Here is a 17,143-nt window from a genome sequence, read left to right as displayed (position 1 = left end):
GAATCCCGTCTCCTAGTCCATTTTTTGAATGTGAAGCATGCTTCTTATTGAATTATTAAGTATAATTGTATAGATCAAAGGGGGAAATAAAAGTGTAAGATTCTCCGAAGACTTTTCACCTTTAAAAGGAGCGCGATATATGGACACCAGCAGCACACATTATCTCTGTTTGGCTTCAGCACTGGTCCCCGCCTATCCGATCCAGCAGCCGATTCCGGTAACGATTGAGCAATTGACCGGCATCCTGTGCTGCACTCCGCGCAATGTGAAGTTCATCCTGCGCAGGCTGGAAGAGCAAGCCCTGATTGCTTGGGTTCCCGGCAGAGGAAGAGGCCACTGTTCTCAGCTGACTTTGCTGCGCAGCCGGGATGAGGTGCTGGAGGAGCTGTTCCAGGATATGGTAAGCAAAGGCCGGATGAAACACGCTACTGAGCTGATGGCTGAGTATCCGGTCAGTGAGCCGCTGAAGGAACGCCTGCTGGCGGTGCTTGACAAGCAGATGGGACTGCGGAGTGAACCGGACTCAGCATCGGGCCAGGAGGTGCTGCGTATTTCCCGCAACCGTTCGATGGAGAAGCTGGACCCGGCTACCGTTTACACAGCTTTTGAGACGTACCTGCTCGGGCATATTTGCAGTACATTGATTACCTATGATGCGCAGAGCAGAGTATTTCAGCCGGGGCTTGCCCATACGTGGGAGGCCAACGAGAGCCGCACCAGCTATCTGTTCTATCTGCGCAAAGGCGTAAGATTCCACCATGGCCGGATGATGACCTCACGGGATGTCAAAGAGACCTTGCAGCGTCTAATTAACCTTGGGAGTCCTGCAGCCTGTCACTTCAAGGACATTGCACATGTAGAGCTGGAAAGTGATTACCGCATCCGCTTCGATCTGCGGCAGCCTAATCTATTTTTCTTCCATCTGTTCAGCTCAATCTATATGTCTATTCTGCCTTATGATGCCGATTTCTCACAGCATCCGGTCGGAACAGGGCCTTATCAAGTGCTCGATCTGAGCAAGGATGTGCTGGTGCTTGGTGCATTTGATCTCTATTACGGTATCCGTCCGCTGTTGGACCGGGTCGAAATCTGGTATTTGCCGCACTTAGCCTCAAGCGTCCGCCAGTACCAGCTTACGGATGCCAGCGCCGATCAAGGGGGGCTTACTGCTGCTCAGGAGGTTCAGGGCCACAGCATTGAATATCCTTCACTTGGCTGCCGCTACATCATGTTCAACTTCAGAACGGCAGGCATACATCATCAGCTGGCTATCCGTCAGGTGCTGAGAATACTCTATAACCCGCTCTCCATGGTCCGGGAGCTTGGAGGGAGCCGGAGTCTGCCGGCGGACAGCTTCCTTCCCTGGCGGAGCAGCGGGCATCTGTTCAATGAGCCTCCCTTGGAGGAAGCTCAGGCGCTGCTTCGAGCAGGCGGATACCAAGGGGAAGAGCTGAGGCTGGCTTACCGCACCCGCAAAGAGGAGCAGGAGGAGGCGTTATGGCTGCTGGAACGCGGCAGGAGGATTGGATTGAATCTTGTGCTGTATCCGGTCACCGAATATGGGCTGCCAGAGCTGACTCACCATGCGGATCTCTTCATTTGCGAAGAAGTGCTGGAGGACGACTGGCAATGGGGAATGATTAATTATTTCCACAATGAATCCAATTATCTGCATGATTTGTTACTGGACAGCCAGAAGGCGGAGTTAGCGGAGATATTGGAGCCGTTCTCCCGGCTGGCGGCGGAGGAACGCGCGAAACTGCTGGATCTGGCGGAAAGTAAGCTGCGCGATAACTGCTGGGTGATGTATGGCTGCCATATGAACAAGCAGGCGCAATTTAGCCAGAGTCTGTTCGGGCTTGAGGCTGGGTCCTTCGGATTCCTGGATATCTCTAAGCTGTGGGTGAAACCGGGATTTCAGTAGGCAAAAAAGAAACGGCTGCTGTCCGAAGTGGACGTGCAAGCCGTTTCTGAATATGTCCTGCGATGGGCGTAACGTGTAATTCAAACTGCCTGCTGCTGTTTGCCGCCACATTTCTTGAAAACCGTGAGCTTCTCACCCGCAGAATCCAATTAATCTATCTATATACTCAGTTATATAAATTTGGTAAATTGAAAGTGTTAGAATCTTGAGTTTTTAATATGAATTTCAGAGGGGGCTAAATAAACTGAATCCTGAACCAGTATCTGGATAATTCCATGTTTGAGCATGTCTTCTTCACTTGGGTGATTCATAAGATGAGCTAATAAAAGTTACGCTAATGTGCTCTGAGGAAGAGTTAATAAAGCGTATGCGTCAGAATGCAAGAAGCGAGAGTGGAATCGAGAATAGCATCAACCGGTTAGAGAACTACAAAGCATTGAATACACATAAGCTGAATACGAATGGGAAGGATGTGGATGCAATCATAAAGGAATTTCTGCCTATAATAAAAGATCTCAAATCAACAGAGGAGGACAAATGAATCAATTATCTTTTACCCTGTGGAATGATTTGGACCGGTTTGAATGGGGAGATTATAGCGTCCGTGCAGGAAGTTATAAGGGCCGTCAAGCGGCATATCTCGAACAAGCCGGTTCCGCCGTGTTCCTTTGCGAGGACATCACGTTTCCTTGCTATCGTCTTCAAGCTGAGGTTGCGATTCCTGGAGAAGTAGGCTTTGTTGGACTTATATTCGGTGCAAAAGATGAACTTAATTATGAGCTGGTCTATTTGGCTCCAGTCGAAATTCAATACGACCCCGTGATGAATGGCTCAATGACCTGGCAAATTTACAATGGCCCTAAGTATCAAAAGCCGCTGCCCGATACGACGGGAAAATGGGTGAATTTCGCCGTGGAGGTGCAACCTGAAGGTGCAAGGGTCTATATGGGGGAAGAGACAGCCCCTCAACTGGTGATTACTGATCTTCAGCACGGAGTTCCTGCCGGAAAGATAGGGTTCTGGGGATTCGCTCCCTGTTATATACGCAATCTAGTGATCGAAGAAATACAACCGGCCCCTATCCTGCGAACTGAAACAGATCTACAGCAGTTGTCCGCAGATACCTTCGTAACCGAATGGATGGTTTCCGCATCCTCCGGTAGCGACTGGAGAAGAGCCGTTGTAGAAGAGAATGGAATCCTGAACTTCAATCGCTGCTTCACCGCCAAGCAAGGGAGCGTGGTGCGGGCAAGAAGCACCTTCCATCTTCCTGAAGAGACAGAGAGTTACGTATCGCTCAGTTTCAGTGACCAAGTGCGTGTCTGGATTAATGAAGAAGAAATCTACCAGGGAACTTGGGTTTGGAATCCTCCTGTAAGTGATGGGCGTATTCGTTCAGATTATGCCAGGGTGCCGGTTCAGTGGAGAGCTGGAAGGAACACCATTCGCGCTGAGGTGATGAACACAGAGCAGTTTGGCTGGGGACTCTCTGTACGGACCGGACTGTCCAACATGGAATACATAACCGAAGAGGCTGAATGATCCATGCTTAATCTATGAATAATGATCGTTAAGTTGATAGGGCTGCGCCATCCATAGGGACGGTGTGGCCTTTTCTATGAGTAAGACGTCAATCATGCTTGTACCACAGAATAATGGCCATATCTGCGTCAAAAAAACAGCGTATAACATAAATTATACGCTGTTTCACTTCAGATCCAATTTTATATCACTTTACGCACTAGTTGTCGCCTTAAATAGAGTGATTTTAGTAGAATAATGAGTCTCGAACCCATGCTATACTATTCTAAAAAACATACGTTGGAGGGAGTCCATTGATTCATAGCAGCAAGCAGCATAAATGGAGATCAGACAAGCTGGCTCATCTGGGATCATCGATCTTTGCCGAGGTGGCGGCCTGGAAGTCGGAAGCCCGGCAATCGGGCCTGGGCATCATCGATCTTGGAATTGGCAGTCCGGACCGGGCGCCTCTGCCCGGGATTCGTCAGACGTTAAGTGATGCAGTGCTTCGGGAGGATAGTTATGCTTATCCGTCGTCCAAGGGGAGTGCAGTGTTCCGCAATCAGGCGGCGAGATGGATGCAGTGGCGATTCGGTGCAGAGGTAGATCCGGAGGAGGAAATTGTGTCCCTGATGGGTTCGCAGGATGGACTCTCGCATTTGGCCCTGGCGATCTGCAATCCCGGCGATCTGGCGATTGTGCCAGACCCGGGTTATCCTATTTATTCAGGGGCACTAGCTATAGCGGGGGTTAGGTCTTGGCCGCTGCCGCTTTTGGAGGAGAATGCGTTCCGGCCGGATCTGGAGCGAATTCCCGATGAGGTATGGAGCGAAGCTTCATTTATTCTGCTCAGTTTTCCCGGCAATCCGATTTCGGTTACGGTGGATCTGGCTTATATGGAGCGGCTCGTGGAGCTTGCCCGGAAGTGGGATGTGCTGGTTGTACATGATCTGGCGTATTCAGAGATGGGGTTCGATGGATACCGGCCGATCAGCATCCTCCAGGTGCCTGGGGCGCGTGATACCGCCGTTGAATTCCACTCCTTCTCCAAAAGCTTCAACATGGCCGGCTGCCGCATCGGCTTCATGGCGGGGAATGCTCAGGCCGTCGGGGCGCTGCGGGAGCTGAAAAGCAATGTGGATTACGGCGTCTTCGAGCCGGTTCAGGAAGCGGCGGTTGTGGCACTGGAGCAAGCGATGGACTCTGGACCCGACCAAGGAGTGGCTGCGCTGTATGAGCGGCGGCGGAATCTTGTGGTGGAGGCGCTGCACCTTGAAGGGTGGGCGGTGCCCTCGCCGGAAGCTACTATGTTTATTTGGGCCAAGCTGCCGGATGCCTATGGAATTCAAGGAGAAGCGGGAAGATCGCGCCGTTTCGCGCATGACCTGCTGCTGAGAACCGGGGTAGCGGTGATTCCGGGAGATGCTTTTGGCAGCCAGGGGGAAGGGTATGTGCGGATCGCACTGGTAGAGGAGGAGGAGCGTCTGCTGGAAGCTACCAGGAGGATCGGGAAGTTTCTGCGTTCAGGCAGGTAAGGTAGAGAAGTGCTATTGAGAAATATCGTTGAGTAACATAATCATTATTATGTTAACCTGTATAATTCGTAGATCTTAATTCTGGGTAATAAGGATCAACTACAGTTATTCAGGAGGTTGACCTTATGGGATTTAACATTGGAGGATTAGGCGATAAATTGCAAGGAGTAGTTGGTTCCCTCAAAGAAGGTAAGGTAGGAGAGCTGCTGCAGAAATTACCGCTAGACAAGCTGCCTGTCGAGCAACTGCTGCAGAAGCTCCCGCTGGAGCAGCTGCTATCCAGTTCTTTTCTGCAAAAGTTCACTCCGTTCGAGTCCCTAAAGGATCTGCTGCAAAAAGGGGGATTCTCTGCCGGTTCGGCAGAGGAGATAAAGTCGCTCCCGCAGGATCAGCTGGATGAGCATGTATCGAAGACTACTTCCTTCGGTTCACTGAAGGATATGCTGATCAAAGCAGCGGAGTTCTATTCACAGCGGAAATAGAGGATACCGATAAGCTGATATACATGAAACGAAAAGAAGCCCGCAGCGGAGTGATGTTCCGTTACGGGCTTTCTTCTATCATAGGTGATCGCAGGGGTTATTGCTTCAACCAAGCCGTTGCCAGCAGCAAAGCTCCCTGGTTAGCCTTAGTGTCTGCCAGCGCGTTCAGCATCACGAAATCGTGGATAATGCCCTGGAAGCGCACCGCCGTAACGGGAACGCCTGCTTCGCGAAGCTTATTCGCATAAGCCTCCCCTTCATCACGAAGCACATCGGCTTCACCAGTGATAATTAGGGCTTCCGGCAGACCGCTAAGCTGGTCCAGACTGGCCCGCAGCGGAGATGCTGTAATCTGTGCCCGCTCCTCAGGATCGGTGGTATATTGATCCCAGAACCACTTCATCCCTTCGCGCTGGAGGAAATAGCCTTCCGCGAACTGATGATACGATTCGGTATCGAAGGAAGCATCTGTAACCGGATAGAAAAGCAATTGCTTAGCGATGGCCGGACCGCTGCGTTCTTTGGCCATCAGGGTGATGGCTGCCGTCATGTTGCCGCCGACACTGTCTCCGGCGACACTCAGCCTGGATGCATCCAAGCCGTACGTGGAGCCTTCACTAGCAATCCACTCCAGAACCGCGTAGATTTCTTCAATAGCCGTTGGATATTTGGCTTCCGGGGATAGGCTATATTCCGGGAAGACCACGGCAGCACCCGTACCCACAGTCAGCTCGCGGATGAGCCGGTCATGCGTGTGGCTGTTGCCGAAGACCCAGCCTGCTCCATGAATGTAGAGAATGACCGGCAGGGAAGTGCCGGAGGTGCCTACCGGACGGACAATGCGGACCTTCACTTCACCGCCTGGACCGCCCGCTATAGTCAGATCCTGAAGATCTGCCTCAGGTTTTTCGATATCGCCAGCCTGAACGGTGTTGACCGTTTCGCGGCCTTTTTCCGGACCCAGATCGGGCAGGAAGGGAGGCTTGGCATTATCATCGGCGAATTTCTGAGCTGCTGGTTCAAGAATAACTTTTGTATGATCAGACATAGTTTATAGTCTCCTTCTTCTAGCAGATTAGGGCAAGCTCTTCTCATCCATAACCGCCAGACAAGTTTCTGAAACGTAAAGCGAACGGATGTCCCGGGTCAAAGCGTATATCCAGTAAGAAAGGGGGAAGCGAGCGTGAAGGATTATCCCATCACAGAACAGCAGGCCAAGGACATGTTTGAAGCACACTCCGCTTATATTTATGGGATTGCCCTTATGATGACCAAGCAGCGGGTGCTGGCCGATGATATTACCCAGGAGACTTTTCTGCGTGCTTTTGCAAAATATCATTTATACGATCCCTCCAGGCCGCTTCGGCCTTGGCTGTACCGGGTTGCCGTCAATACGTCACGTAATCTGCTGCGCAGGAAGACTTGGATACAACTGCTGGCGGGCGTTCCTATAGAGGGAAAAGAGCACTCCGCCGAGAGCTTCGCTCTGCATAGTGAGAATCAGCTGGAGTTATGGCAGGCGGTCAGCCATCTGTCCGCGAAGCTGCGCGAAGTGATCACCCTGCACTATTATGCGGGATTATCGCTTCCCGAAACCGCAGAGGTATTAAGTATTCCGCTGGGAACCTGCAAGTCCAGGCTTCATGCGGCACTGCGCAAGCTGAGGGAATGCGGAGATCTTGACCCCGGCGCGCTGATGATGAAGGAGGGGCTTAAATGACGACAGCTAAGGACAGGCTGGATGCTCAATCCGAGGCCGTAACCGCACAATTGCAAAAAGAAGCTGAACATATGATACTCAGTATGCCTTCTTCTGTACATTTTGATGAATTGTGGCAGCTACATATAGGAAGAGTAAAGGAAGCTCCAAGGGACAGAGGCCGGTTATCACTGTACAAGAAGTGGGTCATCGGCACCACAGCTGCGCTGGCGGCTACAGCCGGATCAATTATTGGGATCGGATTCATCTCACCCCCGGTTGCTGAAGCGCTGCGCGTTATTCCGTTCTTCGATTATCTGTATGACAAAGGAGCCGACCGCGGGGAGTTGAGGCCGATTGCGGAGAAGCATCTCAGTAATCCGGCAGGTGCGCTGGTTACCGATAAAGGTATTACCTTCAATCTGGTAGAGGAATACTATGACGGTATTTCATTAGTGATTAATTATGAGGTGACCTACCCATCATCGTCAGCGCCCATTACCGGCAAGGAAGCGGCAGTCTTCTATAAGCTTAATTTCGAAGGACATGATCCGCAAAGAATCTCGTCTCATGATTTTACGATTACAGGAGATCACACCTTCGTAGGTACAACCCGTCTAAGCTTTGGGGACAAGGATCTCCCGGATCAGCTTAGGCTTAATATGAGTGTTGATTGTATCGGGACAACGAGGGGGAACTGGGATGTATCTGTCCTGCTGGATAGGGGGAAGAGCGCTGCGATAAGTACAACTGTTTATCCTAATGACTTGGACTTTATGTACGATAACTCACTTTACACTGTAGACAAGCTAACTCTTGGTCCAGTAACTTCGCAAGTTATTTTGATGAAAAGATATCCTCATCCATCTCTTTACGCAATGCTTGAAGATGATATTGGGACCTTGTATATGAATCAGGGTGGAGATGGAGCGACTGAAGAGTACTATTATTTCAACTTCTCACCGCTGACTGAATTTAATCCCAAACCGGAATATATGACACTGGTTATCGCTGAAACAGAGAACAATAATCAAGTTAAATCGTATAAAGATCGTCAGCGCTTGAGTGGTCCACTCCCGCTGACACTAAAGGGGAATGAGGGAGGAAGCGTTACAATTACGGCTGTTGAATATGAGGAGAAGCAGACGGTTGTATACTATGAGGCCAGTCAGGTGATGAGCCAGTTAACTTCAATAACCCTACAGGAAGGACACGATCAGCCGATTTTACAGATAGGAACGCGGGTACGAATGAGTAAAGATAAACTGGCATTTAAGCTGCTTTTCCCGCCAGTGCAGCCTTCTGACAATCTTGAGATTATAACCGAGTACTTCTCATATCCAGAGGATATGCAGCAATTCCGTCTGCGGATTCCGGTTCAGTGGACCAAATAGCTGCTGAAATTCAACGTTTATAAATGAATGGCCGCGCCTGTCCTGTCATGGATGGGCGTGGCCATTTTTAAGTATGTGCATTGATAGTACCCTCGAGTCAGACTTAAATCCCCTCACCGCTCCCCCACACGCCTTACCCCGAATCTCAAATAGTCCACTCCGGCAAACACCACTGTAATCAGCAGCGGGTACAGAATCGCCCACCCTGTGAACGGGAACACGGCCAGTGTGGCGGCAAAAGAAATGAAGCTGATTGTTACGCCTGCACGGCTGCCGCGCAAGAGGCGAATACCGGCGGCGCAGCCCCCAATATAGGTAAGAATGAAGGTGGCGTTGGGGAAGGTAATCAGTGTGGTTAACGATAGCGCCCCACTGCCGTAGAGCGACAATATCAGGGTGAAGCAGAGCGCCAGGAAGCCGATTGCTCCCACAGGCGTCTGATAACGACTCGATAAAAGCCCCATCCAACCCGGAGCATAGCCTTGCCGGGACAAGGCATAAGCCACGCGTGAAGCTGCGCCTGCATAGGCAATGATCGTCGCTGTGCAGATGAAGAGACCCGTGAGTCCGGCGATGAAGCCGCCCCATGCCCCGAGCGGCTGACTGATGATCCAGAGCAGGGAGCTATCTGCTCCGCCGTGCAGATAGCTCTGCGTACCAACGGTAGCAAGTGCGGAGAGGAAATACAGGACGCCCACAATGATGGCTGCGATGGTCACACCCTTAACCGCAGCCCGTTCAGGCTCCTTGAACTCTTCGGACAGATGCGAAACGGCTTCCCAGCCGATGAAGCACCAGAAGAGGAGAGCCGCCGCCTGCCCGACGCTCATCCAGCCATGCGGCGCAAACGGAGTGAAGTGGGCACGCTCCATCCCAGGAAGCGCAGCGGCAAAGGAGAAGACCAGTACGGCAACTATAGCGATGACCACAGCAATTTGTACTTTACCGGCGACCTGCATGCCGATCCAATTCGTTAGGAGTCCAATCACCAGCATCCCGGCGGCAAGGGCGATTCTTGCCGGATCACCCCAGCCCATCGCTGCGGTCATGTATCCTGCACCGGTCAATGCGGCGACTGGCGCACCGATCGGAACGGACATCAGGAAGAACCAGCCGACCAGAGCCCCGGCCTTTGGCCCGAAGGCTAGTGTAACGAAGTGGGAGACGCCCCCGGCGTTAGGGAACTTGGCAGAGAGCAGGCCCATGGATAAGGCAAGCGGAAGAATGAGCAGAGTCATGAAGCCCCAGGCCAGCAGCGAAGCAGGGCCAGCCATCTCGGCGGCCAGTCCGGGTACAATTAAAACCCCTGAGCCGAGGACAGCACCGATGTATAAAGCAATGGCCTGAGGCATACCGATGGTACGCCCTAACGAGTTGTGTTTCTTCATATGTATTAATCCCGCTTTCCTTGTATTTAGTTATAGAGTATCAGATAATAGATCCATTGGAAAACCGGAATTAACAAATAACATCCATTCGAAAAACCGATGGGTCAAAGGGAGGTCCGCCATGGAATCGAAGCATCTGTTCACCTTTCTCGTTGTGGTAGAGACCGGCAGCTTCACCCGCGCTGCGCAGAAGCTGGATTATGCCCAGTCCAGCATTACCGCTCAGATTCAGGCGCTGGAAGCAGAGCTGAAGCAGCCCCTGTTCGACCGGATCAGCAAAAAGATTATGCTCACGGATGCAGGCCGCCGCTTGCTGCCGTATGCCCAGGAAATCTCCAAAATGCACACGATGGCTGAGAATGCCCTCCGGTCCGGGAGCGAAATAACCGGTTCGCTGCGGATTGGCGCACCGGAATCCCTGGCGGCCTTCCGGCTTCCCGGTATTATTAAGGATTTCCGCAGCCGTTATCCTCAGGTGCAGATTACCCTGAAGCCGGGAGCTTGCTGGGAGCTGACCGAATTCATCCGCTCCGGGGAGCTGGATCTGGCCTTCCTGCTGCAGCCGGAAACAGAATATAAGGATATGTACTGTGAGACGCTGATTCATGAAGCCATGGCTCTGGTGGCTCCGCTGGATCATCCGCTGCTGGAGCTTGCTGAAGTGGAGCCGCAGCAGCTGAAGAATGTAACCATTCTGCATACCGAGGCGGGCTGCACCTATCGCACCTTATTTGAACGTCATCTGAACAGCCACGGCGTCTTTCCTGATCCGAATCTGGAGTTCTGGAGCATTGAAGCGATCAAGCAGTGCGTGATGGCCGGCCTCGGCCTCTCATTTCTGCCGCAGATTACGGTACAGCGCGAGCTGGCGGAAGGCAAGCTGAGCCGGCTGAACTGGAATGACCAGTCGCAGCGGGTAGCCACCCAGATCGCTTACCATAACAAGAAATGGAAATCTCCTGCGCTCAGTGAGTTCCTCAGAATGGTAGAGAAGCATGCTGCCGGATGGAGGGAAGCTGCTACGGAGGAATGATATAATAGTTGTACTTATGAGGGAGGGGACAGATTATGAATGAGCTGGAGTTAACATACGAAGAAGAGCTGGAGGCCTTCCTGATCTGGATGAAGGATGCCGGTTATACAGCGCACACCCAGAAATCCTACCTTGCCGATGTGCGGGAATTCCTGAACAGTCTGAACGGCAGGGAGCTGGGAACGGTAAAAAAACTGCATGTGGTGTCCTACCTGACCTCGGTCCGTGAGCGGGGCGTCAGTGATTCCACCCGTAACCGCAAGCATGCCTCGGTCAACTGTCTGTTCAAGGCACTGTCCGAGCTGGAGCTGTTATCTATTAATCCTGCGGCAGGCATCAAGAAATCCAAGACCGACAAAAACCGTGAGCCGGTCTATCTGGAGGAGCAAGAGCTGGAGCGTTTCCTCTCGGCGGTGAACGGCAAGTACAGAAGCCGCAATCTGGCAGTCTTCCTGCTTATGTCCTATATGGGGCTGCGGGTTGGGGAAGTACATACGCTAAATTTGAGTGATTATAATGTAGACAGACGTTCCCTGCGGGTCTTCGGCAAAGGGCGCAAATGGCGGGGCATTCCGGTGCCGGAGGATGTGGCCCCTTATCTTGATCAGGCGGTTGCAGACCGGCTGGTCCCTTGGCGGAGCAAAGAAGAGGCGATGTTCATCTCGCAGAAGGGCCGCAGACTGTCGATCCGGGGAATTCAGGGCATTGCTGCGGATACCTTCAGCCGCTTCCAGAGCGGACTGCCCTCATCACAGCAGCGTGCCTATTCGAGTCATAAGCTGCGTCATTCATTCGCCACCATGCTGCTGCGTAAAGGGGCAGATCTGCGGACCGTGCAGGAGCTGCTGGGTCACTCGTCCATTCAGACGACTACAGTTTATACGCATATTACGAGCCGGGAGAAGGAAGAGGCGATGTCCCGGCTGCAAATCAGCAGCCCTGATAAGCTGAGCGGCAGCCTGTAATCGGCTTGTCCAGCATTCATATCACTTGAAGTATGAACTTTTGTTCATACCCTAACGCATAAATTACATGGAATGTGCATTTTTATGATGACAACTTGTCTATGAATTGCTACCATGAGAAAGGGAAAAACGGATTGTGAAATCAACCGCAACATTCACTTTAGTCGCTTAACGCGTCTTCGCGGTTTGTAAATGCTTGGATGCTTAGATTTCAATGCTTAGCTTTCAAAAAAAGGCCGCCAATCCCTGCGGATTGGCGGCCGACTTGTTTCGGCTGAGATTACAGCTCCAGCTTGGCAATTTCACTCTTGAGCTTGTCAGAGGACTGCTGGAATAAGCTCTGTTCTTCTTCGCTGAGCGGAAGATCGAGTACCTCACGCACCCCGGAGCGGTCCACTACACATGGAGCGCCGAGGAACACATCGGAGACGCCGTTGTAGTTGTTCAGCAATGTGGAGACATTCAGAACGGAGCCTTCATTGTTCAGGATGGACGCTACAATGCGGTCCAGTGCGAGCGCGATGGCGTAGGAGGTCGACCCCTTGGCATCGATAATTTCGTAAGCGGCATTCTTCGTATCCTCGAAGATTTCTTTGCGTTCGGCTTCATCGAAGCCCAGATCAATCCCGGCGACATTGGCGAGACTCCAGACCGGCAGCTCGGAATCGCCATGCTCCCCGATGATCTGTCCATGAATACTGCGGGGATCAATCTCCTTGTGCTTTCCGATCAGGTAACGGAAGCGGGCGCTGTCGAGGACCGTTCCTGAGCCGATAACCCGTCTGCGGTCGAAGCCGCTGATCTTCAGGGTAGCGTATGACAGGATATCGACCGGATTGGTTGCAATCAGCAGGATGGCATGATGATTGTATTTCGTGATTTTCTGGATGATATCTTTGAAGATCGAGATGTTCTTGCGGAGCAGGTCGATCCGGGTTTCACCAGGCTTCTGGGAGGCTCCGGCTGTGACGATAATAATGTCGGCTTCGCGGCAATCCTCATAGGTACCGGCCCATAGCTTCACGCCTCCTACAAAAGGCATACCATGGTTCATATCCAGCGCTTCACCAAGCGCCTTCTGGTGGTTCACATCAATTAGTACAAGCTCGGGCATGCGCTTACGCAGCAGCAGCGTATAGGCTGTAGTGGTTCCGACTGCACCGGTACCGATGACTACAACACGATTGGGCTTAAATGGGGCCATGTTCAATCTCCTCCAGCATTTGTATTTTGGTAGTATAAGGAAGGCAGAGCCGTTCCACTTGCTGTCCAATCTTATCCATCATAATCGCTAGGGATAGTGTTTTCAAGCTGTCCGCTTTTCATCCATTACCCGAAATTGGGTAAGCTAACTAAGGTTTTTCTATTATCCACTCAACCACTTGACAGGAGCGAACTGAAGTATGGATTTATTCCGCAAAAAACCGCTGGCCATTCCCCAGAATGCCGGAGCGGAGAAGCTTAGCAAGACACTGGGCGCCTTGGATTTGACGATGCTTGGGGTAGGCGCTATTATCGGCACCGGGATCTTTGTAATGACGGGTGTGGCTGCTGCAGAGCATGCCGGTCCGGGACTGGTGCTGTCCTTCATCATCGCGGGGATTGCCTGCGTGCTGTCCGCCTTGTGCTATTCCGAATTTGCTTCGACCCTGCCGGTCTCCGGCAGTGCTTATGCCTACAGCTATGTGGCCTTCGGCGAATTGCTGGCCTGGGTGCTCGGCTGGGATCTTGTACTGGAATACGGGGTTGCTGCCGCAGCGGTAAGCAGCGGATGGTCCGGTTATTTCCAGGGGCTGCTGGAGGGCTTCGGGATACATTTGCCGACAGCTTTGTCTGGAGCGTATAATGCGGATAAGGGAACGTTCATCAATCTGCCTGCCGTCATTATAATCCTGCTGATTTCCTATCTGCTGACACGGGGGGTTAAGGAGACCGCCCGCTTCAACGCAGTGATGGTGGCAATCAAGATCTCCGTAGTGCTGCTGTTCATTATCACCGGTATTTTCTATGTGAAGCCGGAGAACTGGACACCTTTCCTGCCGTTTGGGATTCATGGCGTAATGAACGGCGCGGCTACTGTATTTTTTGCCTATATCGGCTTTGATGCCATTTCAACTGCCGCAGAAGAAGTGAAGCGCCCGCAGCGTGATCTTCCGATCGGAATTATTTCTTCCCTGGCCATCTGCACAGTCTTATATATCGCCGTATCCCTGGTTCTGACCGGTATTGTGCCTTATCAGAGCCTGAATGTCAGCGATCCGGTATCCTTTGCGCTGCGGTTTGTGGGCCAGAATATGATCGCCGGACTGATCTCCATCGGGGCGATTGCCGGAATGACAACGGTTCTGCTGGTTATGCTGTTCGGCCAGACCCGGCTATTGTTCGCGATCTCGCGTGACGGGCTGCTGCCGAAGAGCTTGTCCAAGGTTAGCGCCAAGACGCATACTCCGGTGCGCAGCACCTGGATGGTGGGCAGCCTGATCGCTGTACTTACCGGCTTCGTTCCCCTGGACAGGCTGGCGAATCTGACGAGTATCGGTACCTTGTTTGCCTTCCTGGTTGTGTCACTCGGGGTCATTATGCTCCGCCGGACGAAGACAGATCTCCGTAGAGGCTTCCGGGTTCCTTGGGTTCCGCTGGTTCCACTCCTTAGTGCGGCAGGCTGCGGCTACTTAATGTACAATCTCGGCAAAGAGACCTGGATCGGCTTCATCATCTGGGTAGCGTTCGGACTGGTGATCTACTCGTTGTACGGCTACAAACGCAGTAATTTGAATACGAAGAAATAATTATTATATGAAGAAAAGGAGAGAGCGCATTGTCAGCCAAAGCTTCATATTCCAAGATTCTAAGTGTGGCGTTGATGCTTCTTATGACTCTGCTGGTTCTCTCGGCCTGCTCGTCCGCCCCTAAGCCGGAGGCTACCCGACCTCCTCAGCCGACTGAAGCGCCGGAAGAAGGGCAGATGATTACGGTCATCACCCCGGATAACAAGAATGTCGAACCTGAGAACGCAAAGAAATACCAGATTCAGACGCGGCTGACCGACTTCCGGCTGCTCAACTCCTCGGCGGGACTGGCCTGGGGGGTAACGCGCAACGAGCTGCGAATGTACATGACGCTCAATAACGGCAAGACGTGGGCGAATATCTCACCAGCCACGAATGTGCAATTTCTAAGCAATCCGGTCTACGGCAAAGAGATCTTCTTCACCGACCCCGAGCACGGCTGGATTATCCGCAGTTCATTCGGCTCCACCGAGACCGTAGTGCTGCGCACCACAGACGGGGGACACAGCTGGCAGATCTCAGCGTTCCCTGATTCCAACAAGCTGTCCTCCATCTATTTCAGCTCCAGCCGCAGCGGCTGGCTGATGACCAAGTGGGACGCTAGTGCCACCAAAGAGAGTAAAGCCTTATATGCTACCAAGGATGGCGGAGCCACCTGGAATCTGGTGATGCAGAATGAGCAGTATAATCCGAATCTGCCGACTAGTTCGATTCCGCATGCCGGGGTCACGACCGGGATGATCTTTAATGACGAGAGCCGCGGGTTTGTTATGCTGCAGACTGGCGCTCTGCCGAAGATCTATATGACCAGGGATGGAGGGGCGACCTGGGTACCCGGTTCGGAATTCCTGGTCAATGATAGCTTTGCCGGATGTGACCGGGTGGTTACGGGTGTCCCTGAGTTTTTCGGGAAGAATGCAGCCGGGGGCTGGATGCCGGTTGGCTGTCAGAAGGACAAAGAAGGCAGCATGAGCTTTAACGGTTATTTTACCGCCAATGGGGGAGAGAATTGGAAGTTCACCACATTCGGGCGGCCGGCGCTCTCCGGCATGAACCGGAATGTGGCACCCGACTTCCTGAATGCCGTGACAGGATGGTCGCTGGAAGGCAACCTGCTCTATAAGACGGTGGACCAGGGAGTGACCTGGACGGCCCTTCCGGCCAGCACAGTGCTGCAGTCCAAGCTCTTGGAATATCCGGAGGTAGTGAAGCTGCAATTCATTTCAAGCGATGTCGGCTGGCTGCTGATCTCGAAGGAGGAGGAACGCAGGTCGATCCTGCTTCAGACCACCAACGGCGGCGAGAGCTGGCGTGTAATGTAATACCCTGCAAGAGGTTATCCGTTCTGACGGATAGCCTCTTTTTTTAAAAATATAAGAATTTATATGTTGCACACGATAACTTATCCTTCTATTTTCCGCTGAAACGGTACCGTCCTTAAAAAGGACGGCAAAGCCGTTTCCACTTGCATTAAATCTGCCTAAAGGCCTCTACAATATAAGGAAAAATCTTATTTAAAATTTTCTTTAAAAATGTGAAAAAAATCACATGACAAATTCTGAATCCTGTGATATATTTAACACATAGAGAACAAGTTACTTTTTTCACAAACTTTCAAACAAACTTCCAACCCGAAGAGGAGAGATTACAATGACAACTTTTGAAACGAATTATATGACTAGAAACCTGATGCAACTGTGCTATAACTGCGATGATGCTCACCTGTGCCAGACTGAAGAACAATGCAAAGCCTGCTGGGCAGACAACGGCATGATGCCGGAAGAAGCGAACGAAACCAGACAACTGTTAGACCTCGTACATGCTTAATGTAACCGCCGTTCGGGTATTATAGAAGACCATTTAAGTTCCAGACAGTACCGGAACCTGAATGGTCTTTTTGCCGTTTCTACTTGCGTTTCTAACGGTGCTGTCTTGCAGACAAGAGGCATATACATGTAGAGAAGCCTATATGGGCAGGTGGGCTAACTACTTGGGAATAAGGGGGAAGAGACAATGGGAACGGGAAGTGATCCATCCTGGCTGTTCGATTTTACAGGAACGGTATTGCCGGTCTTTCTCGCTCTGGTCGTGGGGATCATCGCTGTGTCTGCGGGCCGGGGATTGCTTCAGTGGAGCCGGAACAATAAAGCCCCCCTGCAGTCCATTCCCGCCCGTATCGTGAGCAAGCGGACCGAAGTGCGCCAGCAGCAGTCCCAGGAGGATAGTCTCTCCAGCCGGACCAGCACCACCTACTATTTGACTTATGAAGCTGAGGATGGGGTGCGCAGGGAATTCAAGGTGGAGGGACAGGAATACGGGATGAGCGCTGAGGGAGACCAAGGCATACTGACGTATCAGGGGACCCGGTATCATGGCTTTCAGCGGCGTCCTCATTACTCCACGGCAGAGTAGC

At 52.0% G+C, this 17,143-nt stretch carries 15 protein-coding genes; 12 read left to right on the top strand and 3 right to left on the bottom strand.

Features of this window, described 5'->3' with window-relative positions; all coding sequences use genetic code 11:
- The first annotated feature begins 139 nt into the window (after window positions 1-139).
- The 4 genes from MKX63_RS29740 to MKX63_RS29725 all read left to right on the top strand — a co-directional run bounded on the left by MKX63_RS29740 (window position 140) and on the right by MKX63_RS29725 (window position 5,462).
- Window positions 140-1,924 carry an ABC transporter substrate-binding protein gene (locus tag MKX63_RS29740; RefSeq protein WP_341022272.1) on the top strand — a complete coding sequence of 595 codons (1,785 nt, stop codon included), beginning with the start codon at window positions 140-142 and terminating at the stop codon, window positions 1,922-1,924.
- Between the two features lie 537 nt (window positions 1,925-2,461).
- Window positions 2,462-3,466 carry a hypothetical protein gene (locus MKX63_RS29735; protein WP_341022270.1) on the top strand — a complete coding sequence of 335 codons (1,005 nt, stop codon included), beginning with the start codon at window positions 2,462-2,464 and terminating at the stop codon, window positions 3,464-3,466.
- A gap of 293 nt (window positions 3,467-3,759) precedes the next feature.
- Entirely contained in the window at window positions 3,760-4,980 is a 1,221-nt protein-coding gene (locus MKX63_RS29730; protein WP_341022269.1) for an aminotransferase class I/II-fold pyridoxal phosphate-dependent enzyme, read from the top strand.
- 125 nt (window positions 4,981-5,105) lie between these two features.
- Window positions 5,106-5,462 (top strand): hypothetical protein, encoded by a 357-nt coding sequence (locus MKX63_RS29725; RefSeq protein ID WP_341022268.1) that lies wholly within the window; start codon window positions 5,106-5,108, stop codon window positions 5,460-5,462.
- 97 nt (window positions 5,463-5,559) lie between these two features.
- Here the strand turns inward: MKX63_RS29725 and MKX63_RS29720 are convergent, their stop codons facing one another.
- Entirely contained in the window at window positions 5,560-6,510 is a 951-nt protein-coding gene (locus tag MKX63_RS29720) for an alpha/beta hydrolase (RefSeq protein WP_341022267.1), read from the bottom strand.
- A 135-nt stretch (window positions 6,511-6,645) separates the two neighbouring features.
- On the opposite strand from MKX63_RS29720, the gene MKX63_RS29715 reads away from it, so the two are divergent.
- Together MKX63_RS29715 and MKX63_RS29710 are read left to right on the top strand one after the other, a co-directional pair.
- The gene (locus MKX63_RS29715; protein ID WP_341022266.1) at window positions 6,646-7,182 is read left to right on the top strand and encodes an RNA polymerase sigma factor; all 537 of its coding nucleotides are present in this window, start codon (window positions 6,646-6,648) and stop codon (window positions 7,180-7,182) included.
- Window positions 7,179-8,555, top strand: coding sequence for a DUF4179 domain-containing protein (locus MKX63_RS29710; RefSeq protein ID WP_341022265.1), 1,377 nt, complete (start codon window positions 7,179-7,181; stop codon window positions 8,553-8,555). The genes MKX63_RS29715 and MKX63_RS29710 overlap by 4 nt, the downstream gene beginning before the upstream one ends.
- Before the next feature lie 113 nt (window positions 8,556-8,668).
- Here MKX63_RS29710 and MKX63_RS29705 read toward each other — a convergent pair whose 3' ends face one another.
- Entirely contained in the window at window positions 8,669-9,943 is a 1,275-nt protein-coding gene (locus MKX63_RS29705; RefSeq protein WP_341022264.1) for an APC family permease, read from the bottom strand.
- 121 nt (window positions 9,944-10,064) lie between these two features.
- Here MKX63_RS29705 and MKX63_RS29700 point away from each other — a divergent pair, with 121 nt between their 5' ends.
- Together MKX63_RS29700 and MKX63_RS29695 are read left to right on the top strand one after the other, a co-directional pair.
- The gene (locus MKX63_RS29700) at window positions 10,065-10,976 is read left to right on the top strand and encodes a LysR family transcriptional regulator (RefSeq protein ID WP_341022262.1); all 912 of its coding nucleotides are present in this window, start codon (window positions 10,065-10,067) and stop codon (window positions 10,974-10,976) included.
- Between the two features lie 35 nt (window positions 10,977-11,011).
- Window positions 11,012-11,941, top strand: a complete 930-nt coding sequence (locus tag MKX63_RS29695) for a tyrosine-type recombinase/integrase (RefSeq protein ID WP_341022260.1) — start codon at window positions 11,012-11,014, stop codon at window positions 11,939-11,941.
- A 280-nt stretch (window positions 11,942-12,221) separates the two neighbouring features.
- On the opposite strand, the gene MKX63_RS29690 is transcribed toward MKX63_RS29695, so the two are convergent.
- On the bottom strand, window positions 12,222-13,151 hold the full coding sequence (locus tag MKX63_RS29690; protein ID WP_341022259.1) for an L-lactate dehydrogenase: 930 nt from the start codon (window positions 13,149-13,151) through the stop codon (window positions 12,222-12,224).
- Window positions 13,152-13,344: 193 nt separating this feature from the next.
- Here MKX63_RS29690 and MKX63_RS29685 point away from each other — a divergent pair, with 193 nt between their 5' ends.
- The 4 genes from MKX63_RS29685 (at window position 13,345) to MKX63_RS29670 (ending at window position 17,142) form a co-directional block, all read left to right on the top strand.
- Window positions 13,345-14,730 (top strand): APC family permease, encoded by a 1,386-nt coding sequence (locus MKX63_RS29685; protein WP_341022256.1) that lies wholly within the window; start codon window positions 13,345-13,347, stop codon window positions 14,728-14,730.
- A 29-nt stretch (window positions 14,731-14,759) separates the two neighbouring features.
- Window positions 14,760-16,052 (top strand): WD40/YVTN/BNR-like repeat-containing protein, encoded by a 1,293-nt coding sequence (locus MKX63_RS29680; protein ID WP_341022255.1) that lies wholly within the window; start codon window positions 14,760-14,762, stop codon window positions 16,050-16,052.
- 328 nt (window positions 16,053-16,380) lie between these two features.
- Window positions 16,381-16,557, top strand: a complete 177-nt coding sequence (locus tag MKX63_RS29675) for a hypothetical protein (RefSeq protein ID WP_341022253.1) — start codon at window positions 16,381-16,383, stop codon at window positions 16,555-16,557.
- Window positions 16,558-16,743: 186 nt separating this feature from the next.
- Entirely contained in the window at window positions 16,744-17,142 is a 399-nt protein-coding gene (locus MKX63_RS29670; protein ID WP_036695387.1) for a DUF2500 domain-containing protein, read from the top strand.
- The last annotated feature ends 1 nt before the right edge of the window (window position 17,143 follow it).

Source organism: Paenibacillus sp. FSL R7-0179 (assembly GCF_038002265.1).
Classification (GTDB): Bacteria; Bacillota; Bacilli; order Paenibacillales; family Paenibacillaceae; genus Paenibacillus_AQ.
Note: the sequence above shows the minus strand (reverse complement) of the source record. Positions and strands in the feature narration are given on the sequence as shown.

Coding starts and splice junctions, on each gene's coding strand:
- MKX63_RS29740 (WP_341022272.1), top strand. CDS start 140: ATGGACACCAGCAGCACACATTATCTCTGTTTGGCTTCAGCACTGGTC.
- MKX63_RS29735 (WP_341022270.1), top strand. CDS start 2,462: ATGAATCAATTATCTTTTACCCTGTGGAATGATTTGGACCGGTTTGAA.
- MKX63_RS29725 (WP_341022268.1), top strand. CDS start 5,106: ATGGGATTTAACATTGGAGGATTAGGCGATAAATTGCAAGGAGTAGTT.
- MKX63_RS29720 (WP_341022267.1), bottom strand. CDS start 6,510: ATGTCTGATCATACAAAAGTTATTCTTGAACCAGCAGCTCAGAAATTC.
- MKX63_RS29710 (WP_341022265.1), top strand. CDS start 7,179: ATGACGACAGCTAAGGACAGGCTGGATGCTCAATCCGAGGCCGTAACC.
- MKX63_RS29705 (WP_341022264.1), bottom strand. CDS start 9,943: ATGAAGAAACACAACTCGTTAGGGCGTACCATCGGTATGCCTCAGGCC.
- MKX63_RS29700 (WP_341022262.1), top strand. CDS start 10,065: ATGGAATCGAAGCATCTGTTCACCTTTCTCGTTGTGGTAGAGACCGGC.
- MKX63_RS29695 (WP_341022260.1), top strand. CDS start 11,012: ATGAATGAGCTGGAGTTAACATACGAAGAAGAGCTGGAGGCCTTCCTG.
- MKX63_RS29685 (WP_341022256.1), top strand. CDS start 13,345: ATGGATTTATTCCGCAAAAAACCGCTGGCCATTCCCCAGAATGCCGGA.
- MKX63_RS29675 (WP_341022253.1), top strand. CDS start 16,381: ATGACAACTTTTGAAACGAATTATATGACTAGAAACCTGATGCAACTG.
- MKX63_RS29670 (WP_036695387.1), top strand. CDS start 16,744: ATGGGAACGGGAAGTGATCCATCCTGGCTGTTCGATTTTACAGGAACG.